The sequence below is a fragment of the Pseudomonas sp. X10 genome, from assembly GCF_054889225.1.
Map to the genome: position 1 here is coordinate 3516553 of NZ_CM142677.1, position 17188 is coordinate 3533740.

At 65.1% G+C, this 17188-nt stretch carries 10 protein-coding genes; 7 read left to right on the forward strand and 3 right to left on the reverse strand.

Features of this window, described 5'->3' with window-relative positions; all coding sequences use genetic code 11:
* Window positions 1-114 precede the first annotated feature (114 nt).
* Window positions 115-1467 (forward strand): glycerol-3-phosphate transporter, encoded by a 1353-nt coding sequence (glpT, locus tag ACYU03_RS16135; RefSeq protein ID WP_461885654.1) that lies wholly within the window; start codon window positions 115-117, stop codon window positions 1465-1467.
* Between the two features lie 80 nt (window positions 1468-1547).
* Here the strand turns inward: glpT and ACYU03_RS16140 are convergent, their stop codons facing one another.
* Genes ACYU03_RS16140 through gnd form a run of 3 tightly spaced genes read right to left on the reverse strand, consistent with a single transcriptional unit; the run spans window position 1548 to window position 5843 of the window.
* A complete protein-coding gene (locus tag ACYU03_RS16140; RefSeq protein ID WP_461885655.1) occupies window positions 1548-3344 on the reverse strand; it encodes a glycoside hydrolase family 15 protein in 1797 nt (598 codons plus the stop codon).
* 16 nt (window positions 3345-3360) lie between these two features.
* Window positions 3361-4866 carry a glucose-6-phosphate dehydrogenase gene (gene zwf / locus ACYU03_RS16145; RefSeq protein WP_461885656.1) on the reverse strand — a complete coding sequence of 502 codons (1506 nt, stop codon included), beginning with the start codon at window positions 4864-4866 and terminating at the stop codon, window positions 3361-3363.
* Window positions 4863-5843: a phosphogluconate dehydrogenase (NAD(+)-dependent, decarboxylating) gene (gene gnd / locus ACYU03_RS16150; protein ID WP_461885657.1), complete on the reverse strand. Its 981-nt coding sequence runs from the start codon at window positions 5841-5843 to the stop codon at window positions 4863-4865. The genes zwf and gnd overlap by 4 nt, the downstream gene beginning before the upstream one ends.
* 580 nt (window positions 5844-6423) lie before the next feature.
* Between gnd and glgA the strand changes: the two genes are divergently transcribed.
* The 6 genes from glgA (at window position 6424) to glgX (ending at window position 17089) form a co-directional block, all read left to right on the forward strand.
* Complete coding sequence (glgA, locus tag ACYU03_RS16155) at window positions 6424-7983, forward strand: glycogen synthase GlgA (protein ID WP_461885658.1); 1560 nt, start codon at window positions 6424-6426, stop codon at window positions 7981-7983.
* Between the two features lie 14 nt (window positions 7984-7997).
* Complete coding sequence (gene treZ / locus ACYU03_RS16160; protein WP_461885659.1) at window positions 7998-9743, forward strand: malto-oligosyltrehalose trehalohydrolase; 1746 nt, start codon at window positions 7998-8000, stop codon at window positions 9741-9743.
* Complete coding sequence (gene malQ / locus ACYU03_RS16165; RefSeq protein ID WP_461885660.1) at window positions 9740-11812, forward strand: 4-alpha-glucanotransferase; 2073 nt, start codon at window positions 9740-9742, stop codon at window positions 11810-11812. Before treZ ends, malQ begins: the two co-directional genes overlap by 4 nt.
* Window positions 11809-14583 (forward strand): malto-oligosyltrehalose synthase, encoded by a 2775-nt coding sequence (locus ACYU03_RS16170; protein ID WP_461885661.1) that lies wholly within the window; start codon window positions 11809-11811, stop codon window positions 14581-14583. The genes malQ and ACYU03_RS16170 overlap by 4 nt, the downstream gene beginning before the upstream one ends.
* A gap of 16 nt (window positions 14584-14599) precedes the next feature.
* Window positions 14600-14848, forward strand: a complete 249-nt coding sequence (locus ACYU03_RS16175; protein WP_461885662.1) for a DUF2934 domain-containing protein — start codon at window positions 14600-14602, stop codon at window positions 14846-14848.
* A gap of 84 nt (window positions 14849-14932) precedes the next feature.
* Entirely contained in the window at window positions 14933-17089 is a 2157-nt protein-coding gene (glgX, locus tag ACYU03_RS16180; protein ID WP_461885663.1) for a glycogen debranching protein GlgX, read from the forward strand.
* The last annotated feature ends 99 nt before the right edge of the window (window positions 17090-17188 follow it).

Sequence of the window (17188 nt, forward strand, 5' to 3'; positions counted from 1 at the left end):
CCACTCCAACCAAGTTCACAAACCAACAGATCCAGCAAGCAAAAGCGATATTTTTTCCTTAGTGAAAATGTAATATTCGCTTTCGCATACCTACAACAATGCTGGAGCTTCAAAATGTTCGCCTTCTTCCGCCCTGCTGTGCACAAAGCGCCATTGCCCGCTGACCGGATCGACAGCACCTATCGGCGCATGCGCTGGCAAATTTTCGCAGGTATCTTCTTCGGCTATGCCGGTTACTACCTGCTGCGCAAGAACTTCTCCCTGGCCATGCCCTACCTGATCGACGAGGAAGGCTACACGCGAGGACAACTCGGCCTGGCCATTTCCGCCATCGCCATTGCCTACGGCCTGTCCAAGTTCCTGATGGGGCTGGTCTCCGACCGTTCCAACCCGCGCTACTTCCTGCCGTTCGGCCTGTTGCTGTCGGCGGCGGTGATGTTCGTGTTCGGTTTCGCGCATTGGGCCACATCCAGTGTGGCAATCATGTTCGTGCTGCTGTTCATCAATGGCTGGGCTCAAGGCATGGGCTGGCCACCGAGCGGGCGGACCATGGTGCACTGGTGGTCGCAAAAGGAACGCGGCGGTGTGGTCTCGGTGTGGAACGTCGCGCACAACGTCGGCGGCGGCCTGATCGGCCCGCTGTTCCTCCTCGGCCTGGGCTGGACCAACGACTGGCACGCCGCGTTCTACGTGCCAGCGGCCGTAGCGGTGCTGGTGGCGGTGTTCGCCTTCGCCACCATGCGTGACACGCCCCAGTCGGTGGGCTTGCCGCCAGTGGAGCAGTACAAGAACGATTACCCGGAAGGCTACGATGCCAGCCATGAGGAAGAGTTCAGCGCCAAGCAGATCTTCGTGCAGTACGTGCTGCGCAACAAGATGCTGTGGTACATCGCCCTGGCCAATGTCTTCGTCTACCTGCTGCGCTACGGCGTACTGGACTGGGCGCCGACCTACCTGAAGGAAGCCAAGCACTTCACCGTCGACACCACGTCCTGGGCCTACTTCTTCTATGAATGGGCCGGCATTCCAGGCACCCTGCTGTGCGGTTGGATGTCGGACAAGATCTTCCGTGGCAACCGTGGCCTGACCGGCATCGTGTTCATGGCCCTGGTCACCGTCGCCACCCTGGTGTACTGGCTCAACCCGCCAGGCAACCCGACCATCGACATGATCGCGCTGTTCTCCATTGGCTTCCTGATCTACGGCCCGGTCATGTTGGTCGGCCTGCAGGCGCTGGAACTGGCGCCGAAGAAAGCCGCCGGCACCGCCGCCGGGTTCACCGGCCTGTTCGGCTATCTCGGCGGCTCGGTCGCAGCCAGCGCAGCCATGGGCTACACCGTCGACCACTTCGGCTGGGACGGCGGCTTCGTCATGCTAGTGACGGCCTGCCTGTTAGCCATCGCCTTCCTGCTGCCGACGCTGCGGCATACCCGGGTAGCCAGCAGCAGCCGCGAGGCACTGGCCTGAGGGCATGGGTTTGCCAAGGCCAGTCCGCGACGAGCCCTCGGAGCGGCAAGTTGCCGGTCGCCTTCGCTGCGCTTGCGGCCCTAGCCGAAACTGGCGCGGTCCCTGACCGGGCACTGCGCCTTATGCAGGTTCAGCGCGGTATTGATGATGCCGATATGGCTGAACGCCTGAGGGAAGTTGCCGAGCATACGCCCGCTCAGCGGGTCGTACTGCTCGGCCAGCAAGCCGACATCGTTGCATAGCCCGGTCAGGCGTTCGTACAAGTCCCGCGCCTCGTCCTGGCGCCCCAGCAGCACATAGACATCCGCCAGCCAGAACGAACAGACCAGAAACGTTCCTTCTCCCGGCGTCAGCCCGTCACGGCAACTGTCGGTGTCGTAACGCAGCAGCAGACCGTTGTGCAGCAGGCGTTTTTCGATCTGCTCCAGCGTACGCAGAAAACGTGGGTCCTCGGCCGGCAGAAAGCCGGTCAGGGCGATCTGCAGCAAGCTGGCGTCCATTTCGGTCGAGCCATAGGCCTGGACGAAACAATGCCGCTCGGGGTCCATGCCCTGGTCGCAGACTTCGCGATGGATCTGGTCGGCCACCTTGCGGTAGTGCCGGCCATGCTCGCGGTCTTCCTCGGTGGTGTCGGCCAGGCTCGCGGCGCGGTCGAAGGCGACCCAGGCCATGACCTTGGAGTGGACGAAATGCTGGCGCCCGCCGCGTACCTCCCAGATGCCTTCGTCCGGCTCGCGCCAGATCCGCTCCAGGTAAGGCATGATCAGGCGGGCGATAGCGGCGCTGCGCGGATGACGCGGCAGGCCGCCGCGAATGGCCTGGGACATGGCGTCGGCCAGTTCGCCATAGATGTCCAGTTGGTGCTGCTGCGCCGCCGCATTGCCGATGCGCACCGGCTGGGAGTTTTCGTAGCCTGCCAGCCAGGGCACCGGGTATTCCGGCAGGTGCCGCTCCCCCGCCAGGCCATACATGATCTGCATCTGCTCCGGATTGCCGGCCACCGAGCGCAGCAACCACTCACGCCAAGCCTGGGCCTCTTCGAAGTAGCCAAGGTTCATGAAGGCCAGCAAGGTCATGGTCGCATCGCGCAACCAGCAATAGCGGTAATCCCAGTTGCGCTCACCACCCAGGCGCTCCGGCAGCGACGTGGTCGCCGCCGCGACGATGCCCCCGGTCGGCGCGTAGGTCAGGGCCTTGAGGGTGATCAGCGAACGCTTGACCAAGGCCGTCCACGGGCCGACATCCGGGCAGCGCGCGGTGAATACCTGCCATTGCTCCACGGTACGCTGAAGGGCCTGCTGTACGTCGAAATCCGGCTGGACCGGCAAGTGCGACGGCTGGTGGCTGAGGCAGAACACCTGGGACTCGCCGGCACACACACGAAAGCGGCAAACACTGTGATGGTCACGGCCATGGGTCTCGACAGTACCCCGCAAGACCAGGCGCTCGGGGCCAGCCACGGCGCTGAGGGTCAGCGGGTCGAGCTTTTCTACCCAGGGTACGCTGCGGCCATAGTCGAAGCGAATCACCAGGTCCATTTCGAAGCTGGTCTCGCCACCCAGGCCCTCGACCAGGCGCAGCACAGTGTTCTGCTCGCCCAAGAGCATGCAGTCGGTGACCCGCGCCCGGCCGTGAGCAGTGACGTAAGTTGTCTGCAGTACCAGGGTGTCTTCCAGGTATTCGCGCGTGACCTGCTCCACTGGGTCGCTGGGCGCCAGGCGCCAGCGGCCGTTCTCTTCGTTGCCGAGCAAGGCGGCGAACACAGCCGGGGCATCGAAACGTGGCAGGCACAACCAGTCCAGTGAACCGTCGCGGCTGACCAGGGCCGCGCTGCGACAGTTGCCCAACAGGGCGTAGTCTTCGATCAGCGCAGGCATCTCACCTCCTTATCCATCAGCCAAGCGGGTGCCACTCGCGTTTGTCCCGGGCCAGCAACTGGTCGGCCGCCTCCGGCCCGTCCTCTCCGGCCTCGTAAGGCTGCACTTCACCGCCACTGGCCCAGGCATCGAGGAAGGGCTGCACCGCGCGCCAGCCGTTCTCGATATTGTCGGCCCGCTGGAACAGGGTCTGGTCACCGGTAAGGCAATCGTAGATCAAGGTCTCGTAACCGGTGGACGGCATCATCTTGAAGAAGTCCTTGTAGGCGAACCCCAGCTCGACATTCTCCATCACCAACTCCGGCCCCGGACGCTTGGCCTGCAGGTCGAACCACATGCCCTCGTTGGGCTGGATCTGGATCTTCAGGTAGTTGGGCTTGGGACGCTCCGCGTCGGACTTGCGGAACTGCGCATAGGGTGCCGGCTTGAAGCAGATGGCAATCTCGGTGTCACGCACGCTCATGCGCTTGCCCGTGCGCAGGTAAAACGGCACGCCGACCCAGCGCCAGTTGTCGATCATCACCTTCAGCGCCACATAGGTCTCGGTCTGGCTGGCGGGGTCGACCCTAGGCTCTTCCCGGTAACCAGGCACGCGTTTGCGGCCCTGCTTGCCGGCCACGTACTGGCCGCGCACGGAATACTTCAACGCCATGTTGCGAGACCAAGGGCGGATGGCACCGATCACCTTAGCCTTCTCGCTGCGCACCGCATCGGCGGCGAAAGCGGCCGGAGGTTCCATGGCGACCATGGCGAGCAACTGGAACAGGTGGTTGGGCACCATGTCGCGCAGAGCACCGGTGTTGTCATAGAAAGCACCACGCCCTTCGACTCCCACGGTTTCCGCAGCAGTGATCTGCACGTGATCGATGTAGTGGTTGTTCCAGAACGATTCGAACAGGCCATTGGAAAAGCGGCTGACCAGGATGTTCTGCACCGTCTCCTTGCCCAGGTAATGGTCGATGCGGTAGATCTGCTGCTCGCTCATCACCCTGAGCAGGCACGCATTGAGCGCCTCGGCGCTGGCCAGGTCGGTACCGAAGGGCTTCTCGATCACCACGCGGCGAAAGCCCTCCGGGGACTCGTCGAGCAGCCCGGCGGCGCCCAGGCGCTGCACCACCTCGGGAAAGAAGCGCGGCGAAGTGGCCAGGTAGAACACTGCATTGCCCGTGGCCGCCTTGCCGATGCGCTGGCTGATGGCCTCATAGGTGGCCGGGTCGAGAAAGTCGCCAGTCAGGTAGCCAATGCGCTTGGCCAGGCGGGCCCAGAGCTTCTCGTCAAGGCACTTGCCGGAACCATCGCCGCCCTTGTCGCGTTCAGCCATGAAAGCGTGCAAGCGCTCGGCGAATTCACTGGCGCTGGCCGCGTTGTGGTCGACTCCGACGATGCGCAGGTTCTTGTCCAGCAGCCCGTCACGGCTGAGGTTGTACAGCGCCGGCATCAGCAGGCGCTTGACCAGGTCGCCGTTGGCGCCGAACAGAAAGAGGGTGCACGGAGGTGCGGCGATGGCTGAGCGCTTCGTCATTCGCGCTTCTCGACATGGCCGCCAAAGCCGAAACGCATGGCCGACAGCAGCTTGTCACCATAGGTGCCTTCCTGCTGGCGCGAACGGAAGCGGGCGAACAGCGCGCTGGACAGCACGGGCACAGGTACCGCTTGCTCCACGGCGGCGTCGATAGTCCAGCGCCCTTCGCCGCTGTCAGACACCGAGCCGCTGTAGTCGGCCAGTTGCGGATCGGCCACCAGGGCATCGGCCGTCAGGTCGAGCAACCAGGACGTCACCACGCTGCCGCGCCGCCAGACCTCGGCGATTTCGGCCAGGTTCAGGTCGAAGCGCTGGTCCTCCGGCAGCTCTTCGCCGCCCTTGCTGCGCAACAGGTCGAAACCCTCGGCGTAGGCCTGCATCAGGCCGTACTCGATGCCGTTGTGGACCATCTTCACATAGTGCCCGGCACCGGCAGGGCCGGCGTGGATGTAGCCCTGTTCGGCCCGCCCCGGCTCGCCATTGCGGCCACGGGTGCGCGGGATATCGCCGACGCCGGGCGCCAGGGCTGAGAACAACGGCTCCAGGCGATGGAACACCGCTGCCTCGCCACCGATCATCATGCAGTAGCCACGCTCCAGGCCCCAGACGCCTCCGGAGGTGCCCACGTCCATGTAGTGCAAGCCGCGCTGGCCCAGTTGCGCGGCACGGCGCACATCATCCTTATAGAAGGTGTTGCCGCCGTCGATGATCACATCGCCGGCCTCGAGCAGGTCAGCCAACTGGGCGATGGTCTGCTCGGTGGCCTCACCAGCCGGCAGCATCACCCATACCGCACGCGGCGCTTCCAACTTCTGTACCAAGGCGCCAAGGTCGTGGGCGCCTGTGGCCCCCTCGCCGACCAAGTGGGTGATGGCGTCCTTGTTACGATCGTGCACCACGGTGCGGTGGCCTGCGCGCATCAGCCGTCTTGCGATATTGCCGCCCATGCGGCCCAGCCCGACGATTCCCAATTGCATGTGCCGATGCTCCCCTCGAAATAAATAGCTACAGTTCAGTTTTTCAGATTAGTCCAGCGTATCCGCCCTTGGTTCAGCGACCAAGGGCGCGACCAGAATAAATAAAAAGGTCCCCATGCTGTTAATGCCTTTCAGTTAAGGCCAATGGGGCTGCCCAATGCAGGCAATCTGGTCTAGGTGAAGAAGAGCATTAGCCAGCTGGAACGGGACGCTTCCCCAGCACCTCCCCCTGGCTATTAACCCCGCGAAAGTGACCAGCGGGTCACATTTTTATCGCCATCTCTCCTACACTCAAGGTTCGGCCCGCCAACCGCTCGGAATACACGACAGAAAAAAGTCGAAACTTTCCAACGCCCTGGCGGGTCAGGAACTAAGTAGGCCCATGCAACAGGACACCCTGGCTCGGCCCACCCACCCCATCACGCCACAACGCCATCGGCAGGAGCGCCGGATTGCGCAGCGTTTGCGCGTGTGGCTTCGTGGCTTGGGGGGCAACACGTAAACCACTTAAGAGAGAACCAGCACGAAGTAACGCAAACGGGTATCAGCACCCGCAACAAACATAGGGACGGAGAGAAGTATGATCAGTGCCGCTGTCGAACCTCATGTAGAGTCTTTCACCCCGGATAACCGCGAACCGCTCGTCACGGACTTCGCCACGACAGCCAAGGCACCCGGCGCCCAGCGCCGCCAATCCCCTGACAAGCGTAAAGTCTTGTTCGTCACCTCCGAGATCGCCGACCTGGTCAAGACCGGAGGGTTGGGCGATGTATCAGCAGCGCTGCCCCGGGCATTGAAGCACTTGCATGATGTGCGGGTGCTGATCCCCGGCTACCCCCAAGTGCTCGACAGCGACAATCCGATCCACCTAGTGGGCGAATTGGGCGGGCACGCGGCACTGCCGCCCTGCAAGATCGGACGCATGGACCTGCCCGACGGCCTGGTCATCTATGTACTGATCTGCCCTGAGCTGTACCAGCGCGAAGGCACACCCTATGGTGCCAATAACGGTCGCGACTGGCCTGACAACCATATCCGCTTTGCCCGCCTGGGCCTGGCCGCAGCGGAAATCGCCGCTGGCGAAGGCATGGCCCACTGGCAGCCGGAGCTGGTCCACGCCCATGACTGGCCTGCCGGCCTGGCCCCGGCCTACATGCACTGGCGTGGCCTGCGCACACCGACACTATTCACCATCCACAACCTCGCCTACCAAGGCGTGTACAGCCGCGGCTGCTGCCCGGAGCTGGCCATTCCCGACCATGCCCTGCAGCAGGAAGGCATGGAGTTCTACGGCAAGCTGTCGTTCCTCAAGGCGGGCCTGGCCTACTCCAGCCACATCACCACGGTGAGCGCCACCTACGCCCGCGAAATCACCACCCCAGCGTTCGGCTGCGGGCTCGATGGCTTCCTCGGCAGCAAGGCCCAGCAAGGCCTGCTCAGCGGCATTCCCAACGGCATTGATGAAAGCTGGAACTCCGCCACCGACCAGCACCTGAGCCACCCCTTCAGCATCAATGACTGGGAGGGCAAGGCACGCAATACCCAGCAGGTGCGTGAACTGTTCGAGCTGCAACCCTCCACCGGTCCGCTGTTCGCCGTGGTGTCGCGATTGGTGTACCAGAAAGGCCTGGACCTGACCCTGGGCGTCGCCGACTACATCGTCAGCCAAGGCGGACAGATTGCGATCATCGGCCGCGGCGAGCCGGAAGAGGAACAGGCCATGCGCGAACTCGCCCTGCGCCACCCTGGGCAGATCGGTGTGCGCATCGGCTTCAACGAGACCGACGCACGGCGCATGTTCGCCGGCAGCGATTTCCTGCTCATGCCTTCGCGCTATGAGCCCTGCGGCCTGAGCCAGATGTACGCGCAACGTTTCGGCTCCTTGCCGGTGGCGCGCAATACCGGTGGCCTGGCGGACACCATCGAGAACGGCGTCACCGGCTTTCTGTTCGACGAATCCGGCGTCGACAGCTACCGCGAAGCCCTCGCCCGTGCCTTCTATGTCTATGGCAAGAAAGACCTGCTTTACGCCATGCGCTGCCTGGCGATGACTCAGCCATTCAACTGGTGCCAGGCGGTGGAGCCCTACGCCCGCCTCTATGAACAATTGGTGCAACAGGCCCAGTTCGCCCGTTACTGAGCGAGGTGCCGACGATGCCACTGCATGGCGTACATATGCTGGACGCCACGTCGGCGCGTTTCGCCCTCTGGGCGCCGGATGCGCGCAGCGTGGCCTTGGAGCTTGAACAACAACCTGCGATCGAATTGCTGCCCGAGGACAATGGCTGGTTCAGCGGCGTCGCCCCCTGCCAGGCGGGCAGCCGTTATCGCTACCGCATCGACGCTGCGCTGGCGGTCGCCGACCCGGCGTCACGCTACCAGCCCGAAGGGGTGCACGGCCCGAGCCAAGTGGTGGATATCAGCCAATACACTTGGCAGCACCCTTGGCAAGGACGGCCCTGGCACGAAGCCGTGATCCAGGAACTGCACGTCGGCCTGTACGGCGGCTACGCCGGGGTTGCAGCACAGTTGCCCCGACTGGCCGGCCTCGGCATCAGCGCCATCGAGCTGATGCCACTGGGGCAGTTCCCCGGCGAGCGTAACTGGGGCTACGACGGCGTGCTGCCCTTCGCCCCGCAGCACACCTACGGCAGCCCGCGCCAGCTATGCGCGCTGATCGACCAGGCCCACGGCAACGGCCTGATGGTGCTGCTGGATGTGGTCTACAACCACTTCGGCCCGGACGGCAACTACCTGCACCAGTACGCCAGCGGCTTTTTCCGTGAAGACCGCCAGACGCCCTGGGGCGCGGCCATCGACTTTCGCCGCCCCGAGGTTCGCGAGTACTTCATTCAAAATGCACTGATGTGGCTGTGCGACTACCGCTTCGACGGCCTGCGCCTGGATGCGGTGCATGCCATCGATCAACCTGACTTTCTCGTCGAACTGGCCCAGCGCATACGCCAGGCCGTGGAGCCCGGCCGCCAGGTCTGGCTGGTGCTGGAGAACGAGCACAACCAGGCCTCGCTGCTCGAACAAGGCTTCGACGCCCAATGGAACGACGACGGCCACAACGCCCTGCACGTGCTGCTGACCGGCGAAGAAGAAGGCTATTACGCCGACTACCGTGACGCGCCGATCGAAAAGCTGGCCCGCTGCCTGAGTCAGGGCTTCGTCTTCCAGGGCCAGCCCAACCGTCATGGCACGCCACGGGGCGAGCCCAGTGATCACCTTGAACCCAGCGCCTTCGTGCTGTTCCTGCAGAACCATGACCAGATCGGCAACCGCGCCCTGGGCGAGCGCCTGACCCACCTGTGCCCGCCGCAATCCCTGCGCGCCGCCACCGGCCTGCTGTTGTTGGCGCCAATGATCCCGCTGCTGTTCATGGGGGATGACAGCGGCAGCCGCCAGCCATTCCTGTTCTTCACCGACCATCACGACGAGCTCGCCGATGCCGTGCGCGAAGGCCGCCGTGCCGAGTTCGCCAGCTTCGCCGCCTTCAGCGAGCCCGAACAACGCGAGCGGATCCCCGATCCCAACGCGCCAGGCACCTTCGAAGCCTCGCGGCCCGAAGAACCCAGTGCCGAGCGAGATGGCTGGGAGGCGCTGTACCGTCGCTTGCTGGACCTGCGCCAACGCCACGTCATCCCGCACCTGCCCGGCAGTCGGGCCCTGGGCGCCCAAGTGCTGGGCGAGCAGGCGCTCACTGCACGCTGGCGCCTGGGCAATGGCCAACAACTGCGCATCGATCTCAACCTCGCAGCGCAACCGCAACCAGTCCACCTCCCACCCGCGCAGCAACGCCTGTTCGACAGCGCCGCCGCGCTCCACCCCGATACCGCGCTGGCCCCACACAGTTGCGTGGTCAGCCTGATACCCGCCGGCCAGGAGGCCCCATGAACAGACAGCCCTTGCACCGCCTGGCCGCACGGGCCGGTATCGCCCGCGATTGGGTGGACGCCAATGGCCGCCCGCAGCAGGTCAGCGACACCGTGTTGCGACAGGTCCTGGCTGGGCTTGGCCACCCTGCCGAGGACGACAGCGAGATCGCCAGCAGCCTGCAGTCTCTGGAGCAAGCCCATGACGCCCGGCACCTGCCACCGCTGCTGACCGCCGAGATCGGCCAGGCCCTGCCCCTGGAACGCTATTTCGCCGCCGGTAGCCATGGCCACTGCCTCCTGGAAGACGGCAACCGACGCGACATCCGACTGGACGATCAGGCCCGTCTGCCCGGCGACTTGCCCATCGGTTATCACCAGCTCAGTTTCGCCGAACAGGCCTTTACCCTCGCCGTAGCGCCGCCACGTTGCCACAGCATTGCCGATGCCGCCGCCCACCCCACCCCGCGCTGCTGGGGTCTGAGCGTGCAACTGTACAGCCTGCGCCGGCCAGGGGACGGCGGCTATGGCGACTGCATGGCCCTGGAGCAACTGGCGCGCAGCGCCGCCGAGCGCGGCGCCGATGCCCTGGCCATCAGCCCACTGCATGCCTTGTCCCTTGCCGACCAGCAGCACTACAGCCCCTACTCGCCTTCCAGCCGGCTGCTGCTCAACAGCCTGTACGCCAGCCCAGCCGCCGTACTTGGTGAACGGACGGTGCGCCTGGCCATCGAGGCCTGCGAGCTGCAAGGTACCCTGGAGGTACTGGAGAGCCAGCCCCTGGTCGACTGGCCACGGGCAGCCGAGGCCCATGAGACGCTGTTGCGCGCCCTGTACAACGACTTCAACAACAGCGAACACCCACAGCGAGAAGACTTCGAGAGTTTCCGCCAAGCCGGCGGCCAAGCCCTGGAGCATCACTGCAGGTTCGAAGTGTTGCAGGCCGAAGCCATGGCCCGTGGCCTGGGCGCGGACTGGCGTAACTGGCCCGCCGCCTGGCACGACCCCTACCACCCGGAGGTCGAGGCCTTTGCCAGCGCCTGCCCGGGCGAGATCGAGTACCACGCCTTCTGCCAGTGGCTGACCGAGCGCTGCCTGCAACGCGCACAGCAGGCCGCCCATGGCAATGGCATGACCATCGGCCTGATCGCCGACCTGGCGGTGGGTGCCGACGGCGCCGGCAGTCAGGCCTGGAGCCGCCAGGACGAACTACTGGCCGACCTGCGGGTCGGCGCCCCGCCCGATATCCTCAACCGCGCCGGGCAAGACTGGGGCATCTGCGCCTTCTCGCCGGAAGGGCTGCGGCGCAACGGCTATCGCGCCTTCATCGAGATGTTGCGAGCCAACTTCGCCCACGCCGGCGGCCTACGCATCGACCATGTCATGGGGCTACAGCGCCTGTGGCTGATCCCCCGCGGGTCCAGGCCCAGCGAAGGCGCCTACCTGCACTACCCGGTGCAGGACCTGCTGCGCCTGCTGGCCCTGGAGTCGGTGCGCCACCAGGCCATCGTCCTTGGCGAAGACCTCGGCACCGTGCCCGAGGGCCTGCGCGAGACCCTGGCGGCCAAAGCGGTGCTGGGGATGCGCGTGCTGCAGTTCGAACAGGACCCACCCGGGCACTTCACACCAATCCTCGACTGGCCGGACAACGCCCTGGCCACCACCGGTACCCACGACCTGCCGCCCCTGGCCGGCTGGCTGGGCGCCCGGGACATCGACTGGAGCCACCGCCTGCAATTGCTCGACACCGCGACCGAACTGCACTGGCGCCATGCCCGCCAGCTCGAACGCCAAGGCCTGCGCCGCACGCTGGAGCAGAACTACAGTGGAGCATTGGAGAGTAACGACGCGCTGATCGACGCCAGCATCCGCTACCTGGGCCATACTCGCGCGCCCCTGGTGCTGGTGCCGCTGGAAGACTTGCTAGGCTGCGACGAGCAACCCAACTTGCCGGGCACCACCGACGGGCACCCCAACTGGCGTCGGCGCTTCGCCCTGGCGGCGAGCCAATTGCTCGACGACAGCGATGCCGCCCGCCGTCTGGAGCTGCTGGCCCAGGCCCGTGAACAAGCCTACGAGCGTGACCGATGAATCCTCTTAGCGCGACAGTGCGCCTGCAGTTCCACGCCGACTTCAGCCTCGATGACGCGGTGCCGCTGGTGCCCTACTTCGCCCGCCTGGGGACCAGCCACCTGTATGCCTCGCCGATCCTCTGCGCCCGGGCTGGCTCACGGCACGGCTACGATGTGGTCGACCCGACCCGGGTCAACCCCGAGCTGGGCGGCGAAGCGGCGCTCGAACGCCTGGTGGCCGCGCTGCGCCAGCACGGCATGGGGCTGATCCTCGATACCGTATCCAACCACATGGCCGTGGGCGGTGCCGACAACCCCTGGTGGCAGAGCCTGCTGGCCTGGGGACGGCGCAGCCCCTATGCGGAATTCTTCGACATTCAGTGGAACTCCAGCGACCCGCTGCTGGCCGGGCAGTTGCTGCTGCCGTTCCTCGGCAGTGACTATGGCGCTGCCCTGCAGGCCGGTGAGATCCCTTTGACCTTCGACGCCGGGCAAGGCCTGCTGCAGATCGCCCACTACGACCACCGTTTCCCGATCTGCCCGCTGGACTATGGTCGGGTCCTGGCCCACAGCGAAGACCCACGCCTGCAATCCCTGGCCCAGCATTTCAGCGCCCTGCCCGAGTCCGCCGACCCGGTGCTCGATGCCCTGCCCCTTCACGCCGAACTGGCGCGCCTGGCGGCCGGCGACACCGACCTAGGCGGCGCCCTTCGCGCCTTCGACAGCCGCAGCGAGGCGGGCTTCAAACGCCTGCACCTACTGCTCGAACACCAGACCTACCGCCTGGCCAGCTGGCGCACCGCCGCCGATGACATCAACTGGCGGCGCTTCTTCGACATCAATGAACTGGGCGGCCTGCGCGTCGAGCGCGCGGCGGTATTCGAGGCCACCCACGCCAAGCTGTTCGAGCTGATCGAGCGCGGCCTGGTCGATGGCCTGCGCATCGACCATATCGATGGCTTGGCCGACCCGCGCGGCTACTGCCGCAAGCTGCGCCGGCGGGTCAACCGCCTGCTGCCTCGGCGGCCGCTGCACGCAGCCTTGGAACACCTGCCGATCTACGTGGAAAAGATCCTCGGCCCTGGCGAACAGTTGCACCAGGACTGGCTGGTGGACGGCACCACCGGTTACGAGTTCATGAACCAGGTGTCGCTGTTGCAGCACGACCCGGCTGGCGAGGCGCCGTTGACTGAATTGTGGAGCAGCGTCAGCGAGCGCCCCGATTTTGCCGAAGAGGTGCGCCTGGCCCGTCAGCAAGTACTCAATGGCAGCCTGGCCGGGGACTTCGAGTCGGTGGCCCTGGCCCTGCTGCAAGTGGCCCGCGACGACCTGATGACCCGCGACCTGACCCTCGGCGCCATCCGCCGCGCCCTGCAGGCGCTGGTCGAGCACTATCCGGTCTACCGCACCTACATCAACCCCTTGGGGCGTCCAGCCGAAGACGAAGCCTTCTTCCAGCGCGCCCTGGCCGGTGCCCGACAAAGCCTAGGCGAAGCCGACTGGCCGCTGCTCGATTACCTGCAACACTGGCTCGGTGGCCAGCCCTGGCGCCAATTGCCACCGGGTCGGCCGCGCAAGCACCTACGCCACGCCTGCGTGCGCTTTCAGCAACTGACCGCGCCCAGCGCCGCCAAGGCCGTGGAAGACACCGCCTTCTACCGCTCGGCGCGGTTGTTCTCACGCAACGATGTGGGCTTCGAGGCCGAATGCTTCAGCGCAGGGCCCGAGGTGTTCCACGATGAAGCACAGCGCCGCCTACACGACTTCCCGGACAACCTCCTGGCCACCGCCACCCACGACCATAAGCGCGGTGAAGACTGCCGCGCGCGCCTCGCGGTCCTGAGCGAACACGGCCCCTGGCTGGCCAACCGCATCGAGCTCTGGCGCGAACTGGCCGCGCCACTGCGCCAGGCCCAGGATGAAGGCCCAGCGCCGAGCCCCGGTGATGAGCTGCTGTTGTACCAGACCCTGCTCGGCAGTTGGCCGCTGGACCTGGACAGCCACGATGACCAAGGGCTGCGCCAGTACGCCGAACGCATCCGCCAATGGCAGCGCAAAGCCCTGCGCGAGGCCAAGCTGCGCAGCAGCTGGAATGCCCCCAACGAACCTTACGAGCAAGCCTGCGCGGCCTATGCCGACGGCCTGCTGCTGGACTCGCAAAACCAGCAACTGCGCCAGTCCCTGGCCGATGCCGCCAACTTCATCGCCTGCCCCGGCGCGCTCAACAGCCTGGCCCAGTGCCTGCTGCGCATGACTAGCCCGGGCGTGCCGGATCTTTACCAGGGCAACGAATTCTGGGACTTCAGCCTGGTCGACCCGGACAACCGCCGCGCCGTGGACTACAACATCCGGCGCCAGGCCTTGGACGACGGCATGCCCCTGGCGCAACAGCTGCAGCACTGGCGCGATGGACGGGTGAAGCAGACCCTGATCGCCCGCGTGCTGGACTGCCGGCGCGCCCATCCCGAGCTGTTCCGGCGCGGCACCTACCTGCCGTTGACCGTGCAGGGCCGCCACGCCGACAAGGTAGTGGCCTTCGCCCGCCTCGGTGATGGCGAGCGGGCCATCGTCATCGTGCCACGCCTGGCCTGTGCCTTGCTTGGTAACACCCGGGTTCCCCTGATCCCAGCACAGAATTGGGACGATACCCGGCTGATACTGCCGTTTGCCTTGTCGCCTGCCCACTGCACGGGACTTTTTGCCGGCGGTGCGCTCACCCCTTCCAAGGAGGTGTGGCTCAGCGCCGCGCTGGCGGACTTCCCGGTCAACCTGTTGATTGAACATGCCTAGAACCAGGAGCGTCGAGATGAGTGTCGATGAAAAGCGTATCCGCGAATTCGCCTACCAGATCTGGGAATCGGAGGGCAAACCCATAGGCCAGGAAGAACGGCACTGGGAAATGGCCCGCAAGCTGGCCGAAGCCGAAGCGCTGGCGCCCAAGGCCAGCCCACGCAAGAAAGCCCCGGCCAAGCCAAAGGCGACCACCGAGACTAAAGAGGCCAAACCTGCGGCCACGAAGAAACCACGCGCAGTAAAAAAGCCGACGGCTGGGTAACCACCGCAGTTCCTGTAGACGCGGCGGTTCGACGCTCCTACAGGAACTGCGGCAATCCGCCTATGAAGGACGAAAGAGGACGCTATGACCCCACGCATGCCCAAGAAACCCAATCGCTCCGTCGCCCCCTCCCGTATCCGTGAAGGCCTGCCCTTCCCCCTCGGCGCAACCTGGGACGGTCTGGGGGTCAACTTCGCGTTGTTTTCGGCCAATGCCACCAAGGTCGAGCTGTGCCTGTTCGATGCCAGCGGCGAGAACGAGATCGAGCGCATCGAGTTGCCCGAGTACACCGACGAGATCTACCACGGCTACCTGCCCGACGCGCACCCGGGACTGATCTACGGCTATCGGGTCCATGGCCCCTACGAGCCGGAAAACGGCCATCGCTTCAACCCCAACAAGCTGCTGATCGACCCCTACGCCAAGCAACTGGTCGGCGGCCTGAAATGGTCCGAAGCCTTGTTCGGCTACACCATCGGCCACCCGGACGGCGACCTCTCCTTCGACGAGCGCGACAGTGCGCCCTTCGTGCCCAAGTGCAAGGTCATCGACCCGGCCTACACCTGGGGCCGCGACCAGCGCGTGCAGATACCCTGGGAGCGCACCATCCTCTACGAAGCCCATGTGCGCGGCATCAGCATGCGCCACCCGGCGGTGCCCGAGGCCCATCGTGGCACCTTCGCCGGGCTGATGAACGACGAGTTGCTCAAGCACATCAAGGACCTTGGCGTCTCGTCCATCGAGCTGTTGCCGATCCACGCCTTCGTCAACGACCAACACCTGCTGCAAAAAGGCCTGAACAACTACTGGGGCTACAACAGCATCGCCTTCTTCGCCCCGCACCCACGCTACCTGGCCAACGGCAAGATCGCCGAATTCAAGGAGATGGTCGCGCACCTGCACGATGCCGGCCTGGAAGTGATCCTCGACGTCGTCTACAACCACACCGCCGAGGGCAACGAGCTGGGCCCGACCCTGTCCATGCGCGGCATCGACAACGCGTCCTACTACCGGCTGATGCCGGAAGACAAGCGCTACTACATCAACGACTCCGGCACCGGCAACACTCTCGACCTGAGCCACCCCTGCGTCCTGCAACTGGTCACCGACTCGCTGCGCTACTGGGCGGGCGAAATGCACGTGGATGGCTTCCGCTTCGACCTGGCGACCATCCTCGGTCGCTATCACCATGGCTTCGACGAACGCCACAGCTTCCTCGTGGCCTGCCGCCAGGATCCGCTGCTCAGCCAGGTCAAACTGATCGCCGAACCCTGGGACTGCGGCCCCGGCGGCTACCAAGTGGGCAACTTCGCGCCGGGCTGGGCGGAATGGAATGACCGCTTCCGCGACACCGTGCGCGCCTTCTGGAAAGGCGACGAAGGCCAGTTGGCCGACTTCGGCTCGCGCATGACCGCCTCGGGCGACCTGTTCAACAACCGTGGCCGGCGGCCCTACGCGTCGATCAACTTCATCACCGCCCACGACGGCTTCACCTTGCGCGACCTGGTCTCGTACAACGACAAGCACAACGAAGAGAATGACGAGGACAACCAGGACGGCACCAACAACAACCTGTCCTGGAACTGCGGCGTCGAAGGCCCCACCGATGACCCCGAGATCAACGCCCTGCGCATGCGCCAGATGCGCAACTTCTTCGCCACTCTGTTGCTGTCCCAGGGCACGCCGATGATCGTCGCGGGCGACGAATTCAGCCGTACCCAGAACGGCAACAACAACGCCTACTGCCAGGACAGCGAGATCGGTTGGGTCAACTGGGACCTGGACGATGACGGCGCCGCCCTGCTGACCTTCGTCAAGCGCCTGACCCGCCTGCGCCTGGCCTATCCGGTGCTGCGCCGCTCGCGCTTTCTGGTCGGCGACTACAACGAGACGATCGGCGTCAAGGACGTCACCTGGCTGGCCCCGGACGCCAGCGAGATGACCGTCGAACAATGGCAAGACCCGCAAAACCGCTGCCTGGGCATGCTGATGGACGGCCGCGCCCAGGTCAGTGGCATCGCCCGCCCGGGCTCTGAAGCGACCCTGCTGCTGATCGCCAACGCCCATCACGACGAGGTGCCGTTCCAGTTGCCGACCGTGCCGGAGGGCGAATACTGGAGCTGCCTGATCGATACCGACCGTCCGCAGTTACGCAAGCCTCAACACCTGGCCTTCGACACCGTGTTCGAGGTCAAGGGGCGCTCATTGTTGTTATTGGTGCTGGAGCGCGACGAGGAGTGAACCTGAACGCCTGTGCCCGGTCCTAGACTTTACATGCGCCGCGTCGCCGCGCCTGGCACAGGCATTGTAGGAGCTCAAGGCATGCTGCCCGCGCCGCGA

Bases quoted from the DNA above. Each gene is read 5' to 3' on its own strand.
- glpT (WP_461885654.1), top strand. From the start codon at position 115: ATGTTCGCCTTCTTCCGCCCTGCTGTGCACAAAGCGCCATTGCCCGCT.
- ACYU03_RS16140 (WP_461885655.1), bottom strand. From the start codon at position 3,344: ATGCCTGCGCTGATCGAAGACTACGCCCTGTTGGGCAACTGTCGCAGC.
- zwf (WP_461885656.1), bottom strand. From the start codon at position 4,866: ATGACGAAGCGCTCAGCCATCGCCGCACCTCCGTGCACCCTCTTTCTG.
- gnd (WP_461885657.1), bottom strand. From the start codon at position 5,843: ATGCAATTGGGAATCGTCGGGCTGGGCCGCATGGGCGGCAATATCGCA.
- glgA (WP_461885658.1), top strand. From the start codon at position 6,424: ATGATCAGTGCCGCTGTCGAACCTCATGTAGAGTCTTTCACCCCGGAT.
- treZ (WP_461885659.1), top strand. From the start codon at position 7,998: ATGCCACTGCATGGCGTACATATGCTGGACGCCACGTCGGCGCGTTTC.
- malQ (WP_461885660.1), top strand. From the start codon at position 9,740: ATGAACAGACAGCCCTTGCACCGCCTGGCCGCACGGGCCGGTATCGCC.
- ACYU03_RS16170 (WP_461885661.1), top strand. From the start codon at position 11,809: ATGAATCCTCTTAGCGCGACAGTGCGCCTGCAGTTCCACGCCGACTTC.
- ACYU03_RS16175 (WP_461885662.1), top strand. From the start codon at position 14,600: ATGAGTGTCGATGAAAAGCGTATCCGCGAATTCGCCTACCAGATCTGG.
- glgX (WP_461885663.1), top strand. From the start codon at position 14,933: ATGACCCCACGCATGCCCAAGAAACCCAATCGCTCCGTCGCCCCCTCC.